We start from the raw sequence: 14,102 nt of genomic DNA, 5'->3' as shown, positions 1-14,102 counted from the left end.
CGTCACGCGCCTTGGACGGCCCTAGAACAGGGAGAAGAAAGAGAGGCGGCTCCATTCCAGCGCGGCCGACGGCAGCACGCCCAGGTAGAGCGTGCTGGCCGCGGCAAGACCTACCGCCAGGTAGAGGCAGGGAGCCTGCCGCAACGATCTTCCCTCCGCTCCCCCTTCGACCATGTACATCATCACGATCACGCGGAGATAGTAGACGACCGACAGCAGGCTGTTGAGAACGCCGATCACGGCGAGGTCCGTGTGGCCGGAATGGACGGCGGAGCGAAAGACGTAGAACTTGCCGGTGAAGCCCGCCAGCGGCGGAAAGCCTGCTAGCGACAGCATGAACAGCGACATCGCCGCGGCGAGAAACGGGCGCTTGAAGCCCAGGCCGGCCAGCCGCGCGTACTCCTCGTTTGGTCGCTCCTTCTCGGCGAGGCCGGTAAGAACCGCAAAGGCTCCCAGGGTCATCAGCGAGTAGGCGAGCAGATAGAAGAGCAGCGAGGGGCCGCCCCATTCCTCGCCGGAGACGAGGGCGATCAGCAGATAGCCAGCGTGGGCGATGCTGGAGTAGGCGAGCATCCGCTTGACGCTCGGCTGCGTGATCGCGAGCAGATTGCCGATCGTCATGGTGGCGATCGCGAGCAGGCGCAGGGGGGTTGCAAAATCGCTGTCGAGAGGCGAGAGCGAGTGCGCGAGAATACGCACCCATGCGGCGAAGGCCGCCGCCTTGACGGCGACGGACATGAAGCCGGTCACGGGGGTGGGCGCGCCTTCGTATACGTCGGGAATCCAGAAATGGAACGGGACGGCGCCGACCTTGAAGGCGAGCCCGATCAAGAGCAGGAACGCCCCGGCGGTCAGATATCCCGGCCACTTTTCCGGCGACTGCAGGAGGTAAGCGGCGACGCGGCCGAGGTGGGTCGAGCCCGTGGCGCCGTAGACGAGCGCGATGCCGTAGAGCAGAAAACCGGTGGCGAAGGCGCCGATCACGAAATACTTCATCGCCGCCTCGCTCGACTCGCGGCGGTCTCGTCTCATCCCCGAAAGGATGTAAACCGCCACCGACATGGTCTCGAGGCCGAGGAAGAAGACGATCAGGTCGTTCGCGCCGGCCATGACGATCATGCCGGCGGTGGCGAACAGAATCAGCGAATAGAACTCCCCCTCGCGCATGCCCGTCTCCCGCACGTATCGCACCGATACGAGGATCGTCGCGGCGGCGGCGGCGGCGAAGAGCTGCGTGAAGAACAGCGTGAAGTTGTCGACCAGCAGGGTTTCGCCGAAGGCGGCTTCCTGGCCGTTCCACAGAGTCCAGGCCTCGAACGAGCCGAGGGCCAGGCCCAGCAGCGCGGCCCAGACGAGCAGGTTTCGCTCGTGATCCTTGAGAAAAAGGTCGAGCAGCATGACGACCAGAGCCGCCAGCCCCACCTGGATCGCAGGAAGAAGCGGAGTGAGGTCGAGATCCATCACTGTGCCGCGGCTCCTCCGTGTTGCGCCCGGGCGGCCGCAGCGATCCGGTCGAGCGTCAGCTGCACGGACGGTCCCATCCGCCTGAGAAACGGATCGGGATAGACTCCCATGAAAACGATCAAGACGAGGATCGGCGCCATCAAGACAAGCTCCCGGGCGTTCAAGTCCGCGAGCTTGCGGTTTTCGGGATTGGCGAGCGGGCCGAAGATCACGCGGCGAAACATCCACAACATGTAGACCGCGCTCAGGATCATTCCCGTCGCCGCGACCGCCGTCCAGCCCGGCGCCGCGCCGAAGGCGCCGAGCAGAATCAGGAACTCGCCGACGAAGCCGTTCAGCCCCGGCAGGCCGATCGACGAGAGCGTCACCACCATCAGCAGAGCCGAAAATACCGGGACTTGCGCCCAGAGCCCGCCGAAATCCTCGATCAGCCGGCTGTGGCGGCGGTCATAGATCATGCCGACGAGCAGGAAGAGTGCGCCCGTGGAAAGGCCGTGATTGAGCATCTGGTAGAGGCTTCCCTGGACACCCTGGGTGTTGAAGGCGAACAGGCCGAGCATGACGAAGCCCAGGTGGCTCACCGACGAGTAGGCGACGAGCTTTTTGATGTCGGCCTGCATCATGGCGACCGCCGCGCCGTAGACGATCCCGATGACCGCCATCGCGATCACGAACGGCGCGGCGGCCAGCGCCACCTCGGGGAAAAGAGGCATCGCGAAGCGGAGAAAGCCGTAGGTCCCCATCTTCAGCAGGACCGCGGCGAGGATCACCGAGCCGGCGGTCGGCGCCTCCACGTGGGCGTCGGGCAGCCAGGTGTGGAAGGGAAACATCGGCACCTTGATGGCGAAAGAAAGCGCGAAGGCGAGGAACAGCCAGAGCTGCTCGTCGTAGGGAAGGCGCAGCTCGTAGATCTCGAGCAGGCTGAAGGTCAGCGTCTGGGCGAGATGCGCGTGGCGCATGACGAGGTAGATGATCGCCACCAGCATGAGCAGGCTTCCGGCCATCGTGTAGATCACGAACTTCAGCGCCGCGTAGATCCTGCGCGGCCCGCCCCAGATTCCGATCAGGAAGTACATCGGGACGAGCATCACTTCCCAGAAGACGTAGAAGAGGAACAGATCGAGCGCGAGGAACGCCCCCAGCATCCCGGTTTCGAGCACGAGCATGAAGAAAAGATACTCTTTGACGCGCTCCCGGACCGGCCAGGAGGCGAGAACCGCGACGGGCATGAGAAACGTCGTCAGCAGCACCAGGAAAAGGCTGATGCCGTCGATGCCGACGGCGTACTCGATGCCGTAGGCCGGCATCCAAGGGAGCCTCTCGACGAGCTGCATCCGCCCCTGTGCTTCGTCGAACAGGGCGAAGATGCGAAGCGACCAGGAGAAGGCCGCCAGGGTAAAGAGGAGCGACAAGGCGTAAAGCGCCCCCTTGCGGTCGCGCGGGATAAAGAGAAGCAACGCGGCCCCGACCACGGGCAGCAGGAGAAGCCAGGTGAGTGGACCGAAGGTGAGCGTGGACATCGTCGTCAAATCCGGCCGAGATAATAGGCGAGGAGCACGAGCGTCCCCGCGAGAAAGCCGAGAAGATAGTGCTGGACGTTGCCGGTTTGAAGCTCGCGCCATGCCTCGCTGAGGCCGCGAGCGACCGCCGCTATGCCGTTGACCGCGCCGTCCACCAGCCCGGGATCGCAAACCTCGGCGAGCCAGCGCGAGATTGCGGTGAACGGTCGAACGAAAAGGAGGTCGTAGATCTCGTCGACGTAGTACTTGCCGGCGAGCAGCCGGTAGGGAGCGCCCAGCGTGCTCAGCGGGTCCGCCGCCGCCGCGGCCCGGCCGTAGCACAGGTAGGCGAGATAGATCGCCGCGGCGACCACTGAGAGCGTAAGCAGCGTGGTGAGAATCTCCGCTCCCAGGTCGCCGTGCTCGCCGGCGGGGTGTCCGCCGAAAACCGGGCGGAGCCAGGCGTCCCAGCGGCTTCCCCAGAGGTAGTCGGGGGCGCCCAGCCAGCCGCTGAAGATCGAGCCGAGGGCGAGGACGATCAGCGGCACCGTCATCACGGCGGGCGACTCGTGGAGGCGCGCCCGCACCTCGGGTTCGGCCCTGCACGCGCCGTGAAAGACCATGAAGAGCTGGCGGAACATGTAGAACGCGGTGAGACCGGCGGTGATCAGCCCGAGCAGCCACAGGCCGTGCCAGCCGCGCTGGAAGAGCTGCCAGAGGATCATGTCCTTGGAGAAAAAGCCCGCGGTCAGCGGCGCGCCGGCGATCGCCAGCGTGGCGACGAGATAGGTCCAGTAGGTGCGCGGCAAGTGAGGCTTCAGGCCGCCCATCTTACGCATGTCCTGCTCGCCGCCGAGCGCATGGATGACGCTTCCCGAGCCGAGGAACAGACAGGCCTTGAAGAACGCGTGAGTGAAGAGATGGAAGATCGCCGCGGAGAAGGCGCCTGCGCCGGCCGCGAGGAACATGTAGCCGAGCTGGCTCACGGTGGAATAGGCCAGGACGCGTTTGATGTCGTTTTGCGCAAGGGCGATGGTGGCCGCGAAGAAAGCCGTGGCGCCGCCGACGAGGGCGATCAGGGAGAGGGTGAGCGGAGCGAGCGCGAACAGGAAGTGCAGCCGGGCGATCATGTAGACCCCGGCCGTCACCATCGTCGCCGCATGGATCAGGGCGCTCACCGGGGTCGGGCCGGCCATCGCGTCGGGCAACCAGACGAAGAGCGGAATCTGGGCCGACTTGCCGGTCGCCCCGGCGAAGAGGAGCAGGGTGATGAGCGTGAGCTTTGCGGGCGCGAGCAATCCCACGTTGGCCTGCATCTGCGCGAAATCGAGCGTCCAGACGCCGCCGCGCCCCAGCTCGGTCACGGCCAGGAGGATTCCCAGGATGAAGCCGAAATCACCGATGCGGTTGACGATGAACGCCTTGTTGGCGGCGGTCGCGTTCGCCGGATCGCGATACCAGAAGCCGATCAGCAGATAGGAGCACAGCCCGACTCCCTCCCAGCCGACGAACAGCAGGAGCAGGTTGTCGGCCATCACGAGCAGCAGCATGAAGAACACGAACAGGTTCAGGTAAGCGAAGAAGCGGACCGCGTCCTCGTCGTGGCCCATGTAGCCGATGGAATAGAGATGGATGAGAGCGCCGATGCCGGTCACGACCAGCAGCATGACAGCTGCGAGCGCGTCGACCTGAAGGGAGAGGTCGGCCCGAAACGAGCCGGATTGGATCCAGGTGTAGACGCGGTCGCGGAAAGCGGCGGTCGCGGAGAGCTCGAGGAAGACATAGAGCGAGAGGCCGAAAGAGGCCGCCACCGCGAGCGTGGCGAGCCAGCCGGCCGCCCGCCGCCCCAGGCGCGCGCCGAGCGCCAGGTTCAGAACGGTCCCGAGCAAGGGAAGGAAAGGGATCCAGCGCAGCAGATCCAGTTCGGCCGGGGTTGGATGCGGGGCTACCATTTGAGCAGCTGCATCTCCTGGGGATCGAGGCTCTGGCGGTGACGGAAGACCGCGATCACGATGGCGAGCCCGACGACCGCCTCGGCCGCCGCGACAGCCATGACGAAAAAGACGATGACCTGCCCGTCCATCGAGCCGTGAAAGCGGGCGAACGCGACGAACGTGAGGTTCACCGCGTTGAGCATCAGCTCGATCGACATCAGCACGACGATCAGGTTGCGGCGGACCAGCACGCCCAGAACGCCGATCGCGAAGAGCGCGGCGCTCAGCAGCAGATAGTAGGGGAGCGGTACCATCGTCCTCAGTCCTCCCGCTTCGCCAATACGACCGCCCCCACGATCGCCACCAGCAGCAGCACCGATGCGATCTCGAAGGGCAGAACGAAATCGTGGAACAGGCTCTTCGCCAACTCCCGCGGGCTGCCGAACGGATCGGAAAGCGGCTGGGGAGCGGTGGCCAGGGAGCGGTCCAGGAGCAGGGCCGCCAGGACCACGGCCAGCAGCGCGGCGCCGACGAGCCCTGCGGCGCGCGCGATCGATTGCCGGGGCTCGAGCGCGCGCGGACTCAGGAACATGATCACGAAGAGAAACAGCACCATGACGGCGCCGGCGTAAACCAGCACCTGCAGCACCCCGACCATCGGAGCCTGAAGCGTCAGGAACAGGACCGCGGTGAGGAACAGTGCCGCCACCAGCGCCATGGCGCCGTGGACGACGTTCGGCAGAAAAACCACGAGCAACGCGGCACCGACGAGGAGCACCGCGAGAACCCAGAAAAGAAGCTCTCCACCCATACCGCTAACCGGAACGTTGGAAATAGAGGACTGCGAACGCCGTTGCGGTCACGTTGACCAGGGCCAGCGGCAGGAGCATCTTCCAGCCGAGGCGCATGACCTGATCGTAGCGAAACCGAGGCAGGGTCCAGCGCAACAGGATCTGCAGCCAGCAGAAGAAGATCACCTTGAGGATGAAGGCGCCGACCTGGAGCGTCGCGACCGCCGCCTGGGGCAGCGCCACCGCCGCGCCCCAGGGAAAATGAAAGCCGTCGCGCGCGAGGTACGGGACCTGCCAGCCGCCGAAGAACAGCGTCACGACCAGCCCGGAGGCGGTCACGATCTCGGCGAACTCCCCGGCGAAGAACATGAGGAACTTGGCGCCGGAGTACTCGGTGTGATAGCCGGCGATGATCTCGGACTCGCCTTCAGGCAGGTCGAAGGGCACGCGCTTGGTCTCGGCGACGGCGGCCGTGAAGAACAGCAGAAAGGCGAGCGGCTGAAGAAAGACGCCCCAGGCCGGGAGCCAGCCGAATGCGGCCGTAAGCCATTCCCACGACGCCGGAAGATGATCGCGCAGGAGCGCGCCCTGGCCGCGCGCGATCTCCTGCAGGTCGAAGGTCCCGTACACCATCAGGATGCCGATCACCGACAGCCCCATGGCGACTTCGTAGGAGATCATCTGCGCGGAGCCGCGCACGCCGCCGAGCAGCGAGAACTTGTTGTTCGAGGCCCAGGCGCCGATCACGATACCGTAGACGCCGAGCGAGCCCATCGCGAAGGCGTACAGGATGCCGACGTCGAGGGCGGCGACCTGAAGGTTGATCACCCGGTCGCCGATCACGAGCACGTCGCCGAAGGGGATGACCGCGAAGGTGACCAGAGCGGGGAAAAGCGCCATGCACGGGGCCAGCGTGTGCAGGATGCGGTCGCCGCGCGGCGGCACGAAGTCCTCTTTCGTCAGGAACTTGATCGGATCGGCGAGCAGGGTGTTGACCAGCCCCATCCCGGCGAAGCCCAGCACCGAGGCGCGGTTGGCGCCGATCCGGTCCTGGATGAGCGCGCTTCCCTTGCGCTCGATCCAGCCGAGCACCCCGGCCATGTTGAGCACCATGAAGAGCACCACGAAGGCCTTGGCCGCGACGATGGCGATGTCGACCATCATGCCCCTCGAGCCTCCGTTTCGGAGAGGGGGATTCCGCGCTCGCCGATCTTCTCGTAGGTGAGCCCCCGATAGGCCGGAACCTCGGCGGCGATCGCCGCGAAGATCTCGGCCGGCGCGCGGAAGGAGGCTTTCTCGCCCGCCCGCTCCAGCAGCCGGCGGAAGATCTCGCTGTCGGGCAGGGCGCCGGGCGGCGGCACGACGGCGGGGTTGAGCTTCTGGACGCGGCCGCGACGGTTGGTGTAGGTGCCCTCTTTCTCGCCGAAATGGGTGGCGGGAAGCACCACGTGGGCGAGCCGGGCGGTCTCGGTCATGCGGGTGTCCTGGACCACGAGGAAGGAAAGCCGCTCGAGCGCCGCGCGGATCGCTCCCGCGTCGCCGTAGCGCTCCGGCTCTTCGCCGACCACGTAGGCGGCGCCGAAGGCGCCGTCGCAAAGCCGCCGCAGCAGCCCGTCGAAAGCTCCGTCCGAGTCGACCCCCATGTCGCGGGCGCCGCGGAAGTTCGGCGAGCGATCCGGGCTCATGAGGATCTTCTGGACCGCGTCCAGCGTGCGCTCGCGGTAGGCGACGGCGAGCGAAGCGCCGGGGGCGATCCGCCGCATGAGCCGAGCGAACAGGAACGCCTCTTCGTTGGTGTTTCGGCCGGAGAGAATGCCGGCCAGCGCCGGCACGGCGCGCAGGCCGCGCAGAACCACCTGCAGCGCCTCCTCCCATGTGGCCGGAGCGAGTCCGCCCTCCTGGCGGACCAGCGGCCCGGTCAGCCGCTCGCCCTCGGTCAGCTCGTGGAAGCAGTACCGCCCTTCGTCGCACAGCCAGTAGCTGTTCACTTCCTCGTTGACGCGCGGCTTGAAGCGGGCGATGCGGTTCTGGTAGCTCTCCACGCTCACGTTGCAGCCCGTGCTGCACCCGGGGCAGATCGAGGGGGTCTTCTGCAGGTACCAGACCCGGACCTTGAAGCGGAAGTCCCGGTCGGTGAGCGCCCCTACAGGGCAGAGATCGTTGACGTTCGCGGAGAACGGGTTGTCGAGCACCGTTCCGGGGAACAGCGCGATCGTGGACCGGTCGCCCCGGTTGACGACCGTGAGTTCCCCTGTGCCCGTCACCTCCTGGAGAAAGCGGACGCAGCGCGTGCACTTGATGCAGCGCTCGCCGTCGAAGACCACGTTCGGCCCGAAGATCTCCCGCTTGCGCTCGTGCTCCTTCCTCTCGGCGAAGCGGCTCGGCTGCAGATCGTGCTTCATGTAGTAATCCTGCAGCCAGCACTCGCCGGCCTGGTCGCAGATCGGGCAGTCCAGGGGATGGTTGATCAGCAGGAACTCCATCACCGCCTTGCGCGCCGCGAGCACCTTCGGGCTGCCTGTGAGCACCGCCATGCCCTCGGCCACCTGCGTGTTGCAGGCGATCTGGAGCTTGGGCATCTTCTCGATCTCCACCAGGCACATCCGGCAGTTACCGGCGATCGGGAGCTTCGGATGGTAGCAGTAGTGCGGGATGAGGATGCCCGCATCGGCCGCCGCCTGGATGACGGTCTTGCCCTTGGCGGTCGTCACTTCCCTGCCGTCGATGGTGATCTTTACCGGATCCATGGTCGTTCGGCCCGGGACGAGACCGGATTCACCAGTCCCCGCCCACGGTGCATCTTTTCTGCGCGATATGCTCCTCGAACTCGGCGCGGTACTTCCGGATGAACGCGGCTGCGGGCATCGCCGCCGCGTCGCCGAACGGGCAGATGGTGTTGCCCATGATGTTGGCGCTAACGCTCAGGATCAGGTCGAGGTCGCCGCTGCGCCCCTCGCCGCGCTCGACGCGGTGGAAGATCTTTTCCATCCAGTGGCAGCCCTCCCTGCAGGGAGTACACTGCCCACACGATTCGTGCGCAAAGAAACGGGCGATGTTCCACGCCGCCCGCACCATGCAGGTGGTGTCGTCCATCACGATCACTCCGCCCGAGCCCAGCAGGCTGCCCGCCGCCTGGACCGACTCGTAGTCGAGGTTGACCTTCTCGATCTCTTCGGGGAGCAGCACCGGCATCGACGCGCCTCCCGGGATCACGCCCTTGAGCCTGCGCCCGCCCGGAACCCCGCCGCAGTCCTCCTCGAGGAACTTCTTGAACGGGTAGCCCATCTCGAGCTCGTAGACCCCCGGCCGCGAGATGTGGCCGCTCACGCTGAAGAGCTTGGTCCCCTTGCTCTTTTCGGTTCCGAGAGCGGCGTACTTCGCCGCGCCGTTGGCGATGATCCAGGGCACCGCGGCGAGCGTCTCGACGTTGTTCACCACCGTCGGGCAGCCGAACAAGCCGTGGGTGGCGGGGAACGGCGGCTTCACCTTGGGCCAGCCCCGGCCGCCTTCGAGCGAGGAGAGCAGCGCGGTCTCCTCGCCGCAGATGTAAGCGCCAGCGCCCCGGTGGACGATGACGTCGATGTCGTAGCCCGACCCCAGGACGTTCCTGCCGATGTAGCCGGCCGCCGCCGCCTCCCCGACGGCGCGCTCGAGGATCTCGGCGCCGCGCGCCATCTCGCCGCGGATGTAGACGAACGCGGTGTGCGACTGGATGGCGTAGGCGGCGATCAGCGTCCCCTCGATGATCGCGTGCGGATCGCGCTCGATCAGCAGGCGGTCCTTGAAAGTTCCGGGCTCGCTCTCGTCGGCGTTGCAGACGAGGTACTTCGGCTTGGGGCTGTCCTTGGGCACGAAGCTCCACTTCATGCCGGTGGGGAACCCCGCGCCGCCGCGGCCCCGCAGCCCCGAGGCTTTGACCTCGTCGATGACCCGCGCGGGCGTCATGTCCCGAAGAACCTGCTCCCACGCGCCGTAGCCGCCGCGCGAGCGGTAGACCGCCAGCGACCGCGAATCGGGAACGTCGATGTTGCGTAGCAGGATCTTTTCCATCCGGGCTCGAGCCCCCGCTATTTCAGCCGGCGCAGGATTTCCGCCACTCTCTCTTCGGTGAGGTTCTCGTGATAGTCGTCGTCGATCTGCATCATCGGCGCGGTGCCGCACGACGCGAGGCACTCCACCTCGGAAAGCGTGAACCGCCCGTCCGGGGTCGTCTGGCCGACCTCGATGCCCAGCTCCTTTTTCAGGAAGCGGGTGATGCGGGCCGCGCCGCGCAGGGCACAGGGCAGCGTCCGGCACACCTGGATGTGGTGGCGGCCGATCGGCCGCGTGTTGAGCATCGTGTAGAAGCTCACGGTGCCGTGGACCCGCGCCGGGGGCTGGCCCATGAGGCGCGCCACGTACTCGATCGCTTCCGGGGTCAGGCAGCCGAACTCCCTCTGGGCCAGGCGCAGGACCGGAAGCATCGCCGCTTCCTTTTTCGGATAGCGGGCCAGCGTCGCCTCGAACTCCTTCAGCGCTGCGGCGGAAAATTCCAGAGCCATCTCTCACCGTCCGGCGCAAATCGCGGGCGAGGCCGGATGCACGAACGAACACGGAGCCTGTTCCACGCGGTCCTCGCTAGCGGTCGCACTCGCCGCCGATCATGTTGACCATGCCGAAGGTCGGGATGATGTCGGCGAGCATGTGACCCTTGATCATCTCGTGGAAGGCGCCCATCGCGATGAAGCAGGGGGGGCGGACCCGCACCCGATAGGGGCGCCCGCCGCCGTCGCTCACGAGATAGAATCCCAGCTCGCCGTTGCCGCCCTCGACGGGAAAATAGATCTCGCCCGGCGGCACCTGGATTCCTTCCATGATGATCTTGAAATGATGCATCAACCCTTCGATGCTGTTGTAGACTTTTTCCTTCTCCGGCAGGACGAACCGGGGATCGTCGATCCAGACCGGTCCGACCGGCAGATTGCGGAAGGCCTGCTCGACGATCCTCATGCTCTGCTCGATCTCCTGGATACGGCAGACGAAGCGGTCGTAGTTGTCGCCGCGGCTCCCCAGCGGAACGTCGAACTCGAGCTGGTCGTAGACCAGATAGGGATGGGCCTTGCGCACGTCGTAGCTCACGCCGGTCGAGCGCAGGATCGGGCCGGTCAGGCCGTAGGCGAGCGCGGTCTCGGCGGAGATCACGCCCACACCCGACATGCGGTCGATGAAGATGCGGTTGCGCGAGAGGAGCCGGTCGCAGTCGTCGAGCAGCCTGCGGATGATCGCGAACGCGCGCTCGACCCTTTCCCGGAATCCCGCCGGCAGGTCGTGCTTGACGCCCCCGATCCGGACGTAGGTGACCGTGAGGCGCGCGCCGGTCAAGACCTCGATGGCGCGCATGATCAGCTCGCGCGCTTCGATCATGTAGAAGCCGGCCGTGATCGCTCCCAGCTCGGAGGCGGCCATGCCGCAGCAGGTCAGGTGATCGTAGATGCGCGACAGCTCGCTCGCGATCACGCGGATGAACTGGCAGCGCGGCGGCGCCTCGATGCCGATCAGCTTCTCGACGGCGAGCGCGTAGCCGACGTTGTTGATCAGCGGCGAGGCGTAGTTCAGCCGGTCGGTGTAGGGGATGACCTGGGTCCAGGTGGCGTTCTCGCAGCTCTTGTCGAAGCCGCGGTGCAGGTAGCCGACTTCGACGTCGCAGTCGAGCACTCTTTCGCCCTCGAGCCTGAGGTTGAACTTGATCGTGCCATGGGTCGCGGGATGGGACGGGCCCATCTGCAGCTCCATGGTTTCGAGGGGAAGATCGGTGCCCTCAGCCGTCATCGCGAATCACCACTTTGCCGCCGAGGCTCTGCTCCAGCCGGAGCAGCTTGTTGCGCGAGCGCTCGTCGACGAACGTGCCCTCGACCTTTCTTTCCGGGACTCTCGGCTGGACCAGGTTCACCGGGTAGTCCTTGCGCAGCGGGTGGCCCTGGAACTCCTCGTAGAGGAGAATGCGTCGCAGATCGGGATGGCCGTTGAAGCGGATGCCGAAGAGGTCCCACACCTCGCGCTCGAGCCAGTTGGCGGCGGCCCACAGCGGCGTGAGCGAGTCCGCGGAAGGGTCCGCCTCGGGCACCGGCACCTTGACGCGCAGCCGCCGGCGCGCGGTCAGGGAAGCGAGGTGATAGACCAGCTCGAAGCGCGGCTCCTTTTTGCGCCAGTAATCGACCGCGGTGATGTCCACCAGGAAGTCGAAGCCGGGGCGGAGCTCTTCCTTCAGCCGGCGGAAGCTCTCGCGGAGCCCCTCGCGCTCGAGGACGACGCTCTCCTGGCCGCGGAACTCGCCGGTTTCGAGCACCCTGGCTCCGAGCAGCGCCCGGACGGTCTCCAGATTCGGCGTCAGTTCCACTCCAACGCGCCCTTTTTCCAAGCGTAAATGTAGCCGATGGTGAGAATGAGGAGGAAGATGCCCATCTGAACCAGGCCGAAGAGACCGAGGTCGCGGAAAGCGATCGCCCAGGGATAGAGGAAGACCACCTCGAGATCGAAGATCAGGAACAACATCGCCACCAGGTAGAAGCGCACCGAGAACCGGACGCGGGCGTCTCCCCTGGCGGGGTTGCCGGATTCGAACGGCTCCGCTTTCGCCGGATTGCTGCTCTTCGGCCCGACCTTGGCGACCAGCAGCAGGGCCGAAACGACGATGCCGGCGAAGATAAAGAGGACCAGGAGCGAGAAATAAGGGTGATCCATCGGCGGCGGCCGCGCTTCAAAAAAAACCCATACCGCCTTTTCGGGGGTATGGATTACGACAGGAATACGAAATTTTTCTTATGGGAAAAGCGGCTGGTTGTCAAGAAAACCACCTCGCGGAGAGTTATCCGACCGGCTCGTCGTCGATCGCCTCGTCGGGATCGATCTTGTTGACGATCAGCCCCGAGGGAAGCTTGGGATAGAAGTAGGTCGACTTCTGCGGCATCGTCTCGCCGCTGTGCGCGACCGTGAGAACGTCCTCGGCGTTCGGCGGAGCGAGGATGAAGGCCGCCTGGTAGTCTTCCTTTTCCAGCGCGTCGAGCACCGCGTCGGCGTCCTGCGAGTAGCGGATGGTCTCGCCGCTCGCCTGTCGCTGCGGGTCAAGCCCGAGGATGGTTTCCAGGATCAGGCGGTGGAGCAGCGTGACGTCGAGCTCGCGCAGCGGCGCGCTCAGATCCTTCGCCAGGCGCTGCATGATGCGCTTGTTCTTGAGCCGCAGTATGAGATAACGCGGGTCCCGCTTGAAGCTCGCTCCGACCAGGCGGTGCTTCTTCCTGCCGCTTTCCAGCGCCTTGAGGAACCAGCGCCGCCCCTCCGGAGTCTTCGGATAGGGCTCGATGTAGAAATATTTTTGCAGCGTCTCCTCGAGCCGGAGAAAGGGCTGCGGAGCGTAGCCGCGGACCAGCCGGTGCGTCGGCAGGATGACCACGTTCTCGTCGTGGGCGTTGGCGAAGTAAGCCATCACGTAGTTGAACGCTTCCCGGCCGCTCGCTTCGGGACGCTCGGCGCGACATCGGTCCCGGTAGGCGAGCGCGGCCTCGTAGCGGTGATGGCCGTCGGCGATGATCAGCGGCTGTTCCTGCATCGCTCTTCGGATTTCGCGGATCAGGTCGGCGTCGGTGACCGACCACAGGCGGCACTCCTCGCCTGCGTCGGTCTTGACCTCGAGCCGCGGCGCCACGCCCTCGACGCGCTCGGCCAGCATCTGGTTGATCGCCTGTTTGCGCTCCGCGTAGAGGGCGAAGATGGGGCTCAGCTGAGCGTTGCAGGCGATCATCAATCGCAGCCGGTCCTGCTTCGGCGCCTCCAGCGTCTTTTCATGCGGCCGGATGTCGCCGTCGGCGAAATCCTGGAGCCGCGCGAGCGCGAAGAATCCCAGGCGCTCCCTGCGCTCGCCGTCCTTGAGGGAGAAGGCGTGGCGCAGGAAATAGACCGCCGGTTCCGGATCGCGCTGCAGGATCCCTTCGTTCTGCCAGCTCTGAAACAGCCCCGCCGCCGCCGCGTAGGCGTCCGGCCCCCGGCTCAAATCGAGCCACACGAAGTTGTAGGGCGATTTGCGGTGGAGTCGCTCCTGCTCCTCCGGCGAGATCACGTCGTAGGGCGGCGCGATCACCTTGGAGAGATCGCGGATCTTTTTCGGGTTGTAGAAGACGCCGCGGAAAGGGGCGATGCGGGCCATGTCAGGTCGTCCTTGCGCGGCGGGCCGGATGAGCGCCGGCGCGCGCGCTGAAAGCAGGATTCATACGGTCATGCTTCGGGCCGGAAGAAGGGCTCCGGGGCGCGGCCTCAGCTCTCCTTCGCCACCCCCAGGTTCATCGCCCCGATCCCTTCGATCTCCGCTCTCAAGCGGTCGCCGGGCTGGAGCGCCCGCTGAAACTGCGGCGAGTCGGGATTCCCGGTCGCGATGAGGTCGC

12 protein-coding genes and 1 pseudogene are annotated in these 14,102 nt (G+C 65.9%); all 13 read right to left on the bottom strand.

Annotated features, from left to right (window positions below; all coding sequences use genetic code 11):
* Positions 1-21: 21 nt before the first annotated feature.
* Positions 22-1,461 (bottom strand): NADH-quinone oxidoreductase subunit N, encoded by a 1,440-nt coding sequence (locus VNN77_00135; protein ID HXG49799.1) that lies wholly within the window; start codon positions 1,459-1,461, stop codon positions 22-24.
* The gene (locus VNN77_00130) at positions 1,461-2,984 is read right to left on the bottom strand and encodes an NADH-quinone oxidoreductase subunit M (GenBank protein ID HXG49798.1); all 1,524 of its coding nucleotides are present in this window, start codon (positions 2,982-2,984) and stop codon (positions 1,461-1,463) included. The genes VNN77_00135 and VNN77_00130 overlap by 1 nt, the downstream gene beginning before the upstream one ends.
* A gap of 5 nt (positions 2,985-2,989) precedes the next feature.
* The gene (nuoL, locus tag VNN77_00125; GenBank protein HXG49797.1) at positions 2,990-4,915 is read right to left on the bottom strand and encodes an NADH-quinone oxidoreductase subunit L; all 1,926 of its coding nucleotides are present in this window, start codon (positions 4,913-4,915) and stop codon (positions 2,990-2,992) included.
* A complete protein-coding gene (nuoK, locus tag VNN77_00120) occupies positions 4,909-5,211 on the bottom strand; it encodes an NADH-quinone oxidoreductase subunit NuoK (protein HXG49796.1) in 303 nt (100 codons plus the stop codon). The genes nuoL and nuoK overlap by 7 nt, the downstream gene beginning before the upstream one ends.
* 5 nt (positions 5,212-5,216) lie before the next feature.
* Positions 5,217-5,708 (bottom strand): NADH-quinone oxidoreductase subunit J, encoded by a 492-nt coding sequence (locus VNN77_00115; protein ID HXG49795.1) that lies wholly within the window; start codon positions 5,706-5,708, stop codon positions 5,217-5,219.
* Positions 5,709-5,712: 4 nt separating this feature from the next.
* Positions 5,713-6,852, bottom strand: coding sequence for an NADH-quinone oxidoreductase subunit H (locus VNN77_00110; protein ID HXG49794.1), 1,140 nt, complete (start codon positions 6,850-6,852; stop codon positions 5,713-5,715).
* Complete coding sequence (locus tag VNN77_00105; GenBank protein HXG49793.1) at positions 6,849-8,435, bottom strand: molybdopterin-dependent oxidoreductase; 1,587 nt, start codon at positions 8,433-8,435, stop codon at positions 6,849-6,851. The genes VNN77_00110 and VNN77_00105 overlap by 4 nt, the downstream gene beginning before the upstream one ends.
* Positions 8,436-8,463: 28 nt before the next feature.
* Complete coding sequence (gene nuoF / locus VNN77_00100) at positions 8,464-9,738, bottom strand: NADH-quinone oxidoreductase subunit NuoF (GenBank protein HXG49792.1); 1,275 nt, start codon at positions 9,736-9,738, stop codon at positions 8,464-8,466.
* A 17-nt stretch (positions 9,739-9,755) separates the two neighbouring features.
* Positions 9,756-10,229: an NAD(P)H-dependent oxidoreductase subunit E gene (locus VNN77_00095; protein HXG49791.1), complete on the bottom strand. Its 474-nt coding sequence runs from the start codon at positions 10,227-10,229 to the stop codon at positions 9,756-9,758.
* Positions 10,230-10,305: 76 nt separating this feature from the next.
* Positions 10,306-11,496: an NADH-quinone oxidoreductase subunit D gene (locus VNN77_00090; GenBank protein ID HXG49790.1), complete on the bottom strand. Its 1,191-nt coding sequence runs from the start codon at positions 11,494-11,496 to the stop codon at positions 10,306-10,308.
* A gap of 107 nt (positions 11,497-11,603) precedes the next feature.
* A pseudogene (locus VNN77_00085) lies at positions 11,604-12,064 on the bottom strand (NADH-quinone oxidoreductase subunit C).
* Positions 12,055-12,408 carry an NADH-quinone oxidoreductase subunit A gene (ndhC, locus tag VNN77_00080; GenBank protein HXG49789.1) on the bottom strand — a complete coding sequence of 118 codons (354 nt, stop codon included), beginning with the start codon at positions 12,406-12,408 and terminating at the stop codon, positions 12,055-12,057. Before ndhC ends, VNN77_00085 begins: the two are co-directional and overlap by 10 nt.
* A gap of 124 nt (positions 12,409-12,532) precedes the next feature.
* Entirely contained in the window at positions 12,533-13,867 is a 1,335-nt protein-coding gene (locus tag VNN77_00075) for a DUF1015 domain-containing protein (GenBank protein HXG49788.1), read from the bottom strand.
* Positions 13,868-14,102: the final 235 nt, after the last annotated feature.

The organism is Candidatus Zixiibacteriota bacterium, assembly GCA_035574315.1.
GTDB lineage: Bacteria > Desulfobacterota > Binatia > UBA9968 > UBA9968 > DATLYW01.
Note: the sequence above shows the minus strand (reverse complement) of the source record. Positions and strands in the feature narration are given on the sequence as shown.

What these genes read in the sequence shown, in the direction of transcription:
- VNN77_00135 (HXG49799.1), bottom strand. Translation starts at nt 1,461, where the DNA reads ATGGATCTCGACCTCACTCCGCTTCTTCCTGCGATCCAGGTGGGGCTG.
- VNN77_00130 (HXG49798.1), bottom strand. Translation starts at nt 2,984, where the DNA reads ATGTCCACGCTCACCTTCGGTCCACTCACCTGGCTTCTCCTGCTGCCC.
- nuoL (HXG49797.1), bottom strand. Translation starts at nt 4,915, where the DNA reads ATGGTAGCCCCGCATCCAACCCCGGCCGAACTGGATCTGCTGCGCTGG.
- nuoK (HXG49796.1), bottom strand. Translation starts at nt 5,211, where the DNA reads ATGGTACCGCTCCCCTACTATCTGCTGCTGAGCGCCGCGCTCTTCGCG.
- VNN77_00115 (HXG49795.1), bottom strand. Translation starts at nt 5,708, where the DNA reads ATGGGTGGAGAGCTTCTTTTCTGGGTTCTCGCGGTGCTCCTCGTCGGT.
- VNN77_00110 (HXG49794.1), bottom strand. Translation starts at nt 6,852, where the DNA reads ATGATGGTCGACATCGCCATCGTCGCGGCCAAGGCCTTCGTGGTGCTC.
- VNN77_00105 (HXG49793.1), bottom strand. Translation starts at nt 8,435, where the DNA reads ATGGATCCGGTAAAGATCACCATCGACGGCAGGGAAGTGACGACCGCC.
- nuoF (HXG49792.1), bottom strand. Translation starts at nt 9,738, where the DNA reads ATGGAAAAGATCCTGCTACGCAACATCGACGTTCCCGATTCGCGGTCG.
- VNN77_00095 (HXG49791.1), bottom strand. Translation starts at nt 10,229, where the DNA reads ATGGCTCTGGAATTTTCCGCCGCAGCGCTGAAGGAGTTCGAGGCGACG.
- VNN77_00090 (HXG49790.1), bottom strand. Translation starts at nt 11,496, where the DNA reads ATGACGGCTGAGGGCACCGATCTTCCCCTCGAAACCATGGAGCTGCAG.
- ndhC (HXG49789.1), bottom strand. Translation starts at nt 12,408, where the DNA reads ATGGATCACCCTTATTTCTCGCTCCTGGTCCTCTTTATCTTCGCCGGC.
- VNN77_00075 (HXG49788.1), bottom strand. Translation starts at nt 13,867, where the DNA reads ATGGCCCGCATCGCCCCTTTCCGCGGCGTCTTCTACAACCCGAAAAAG.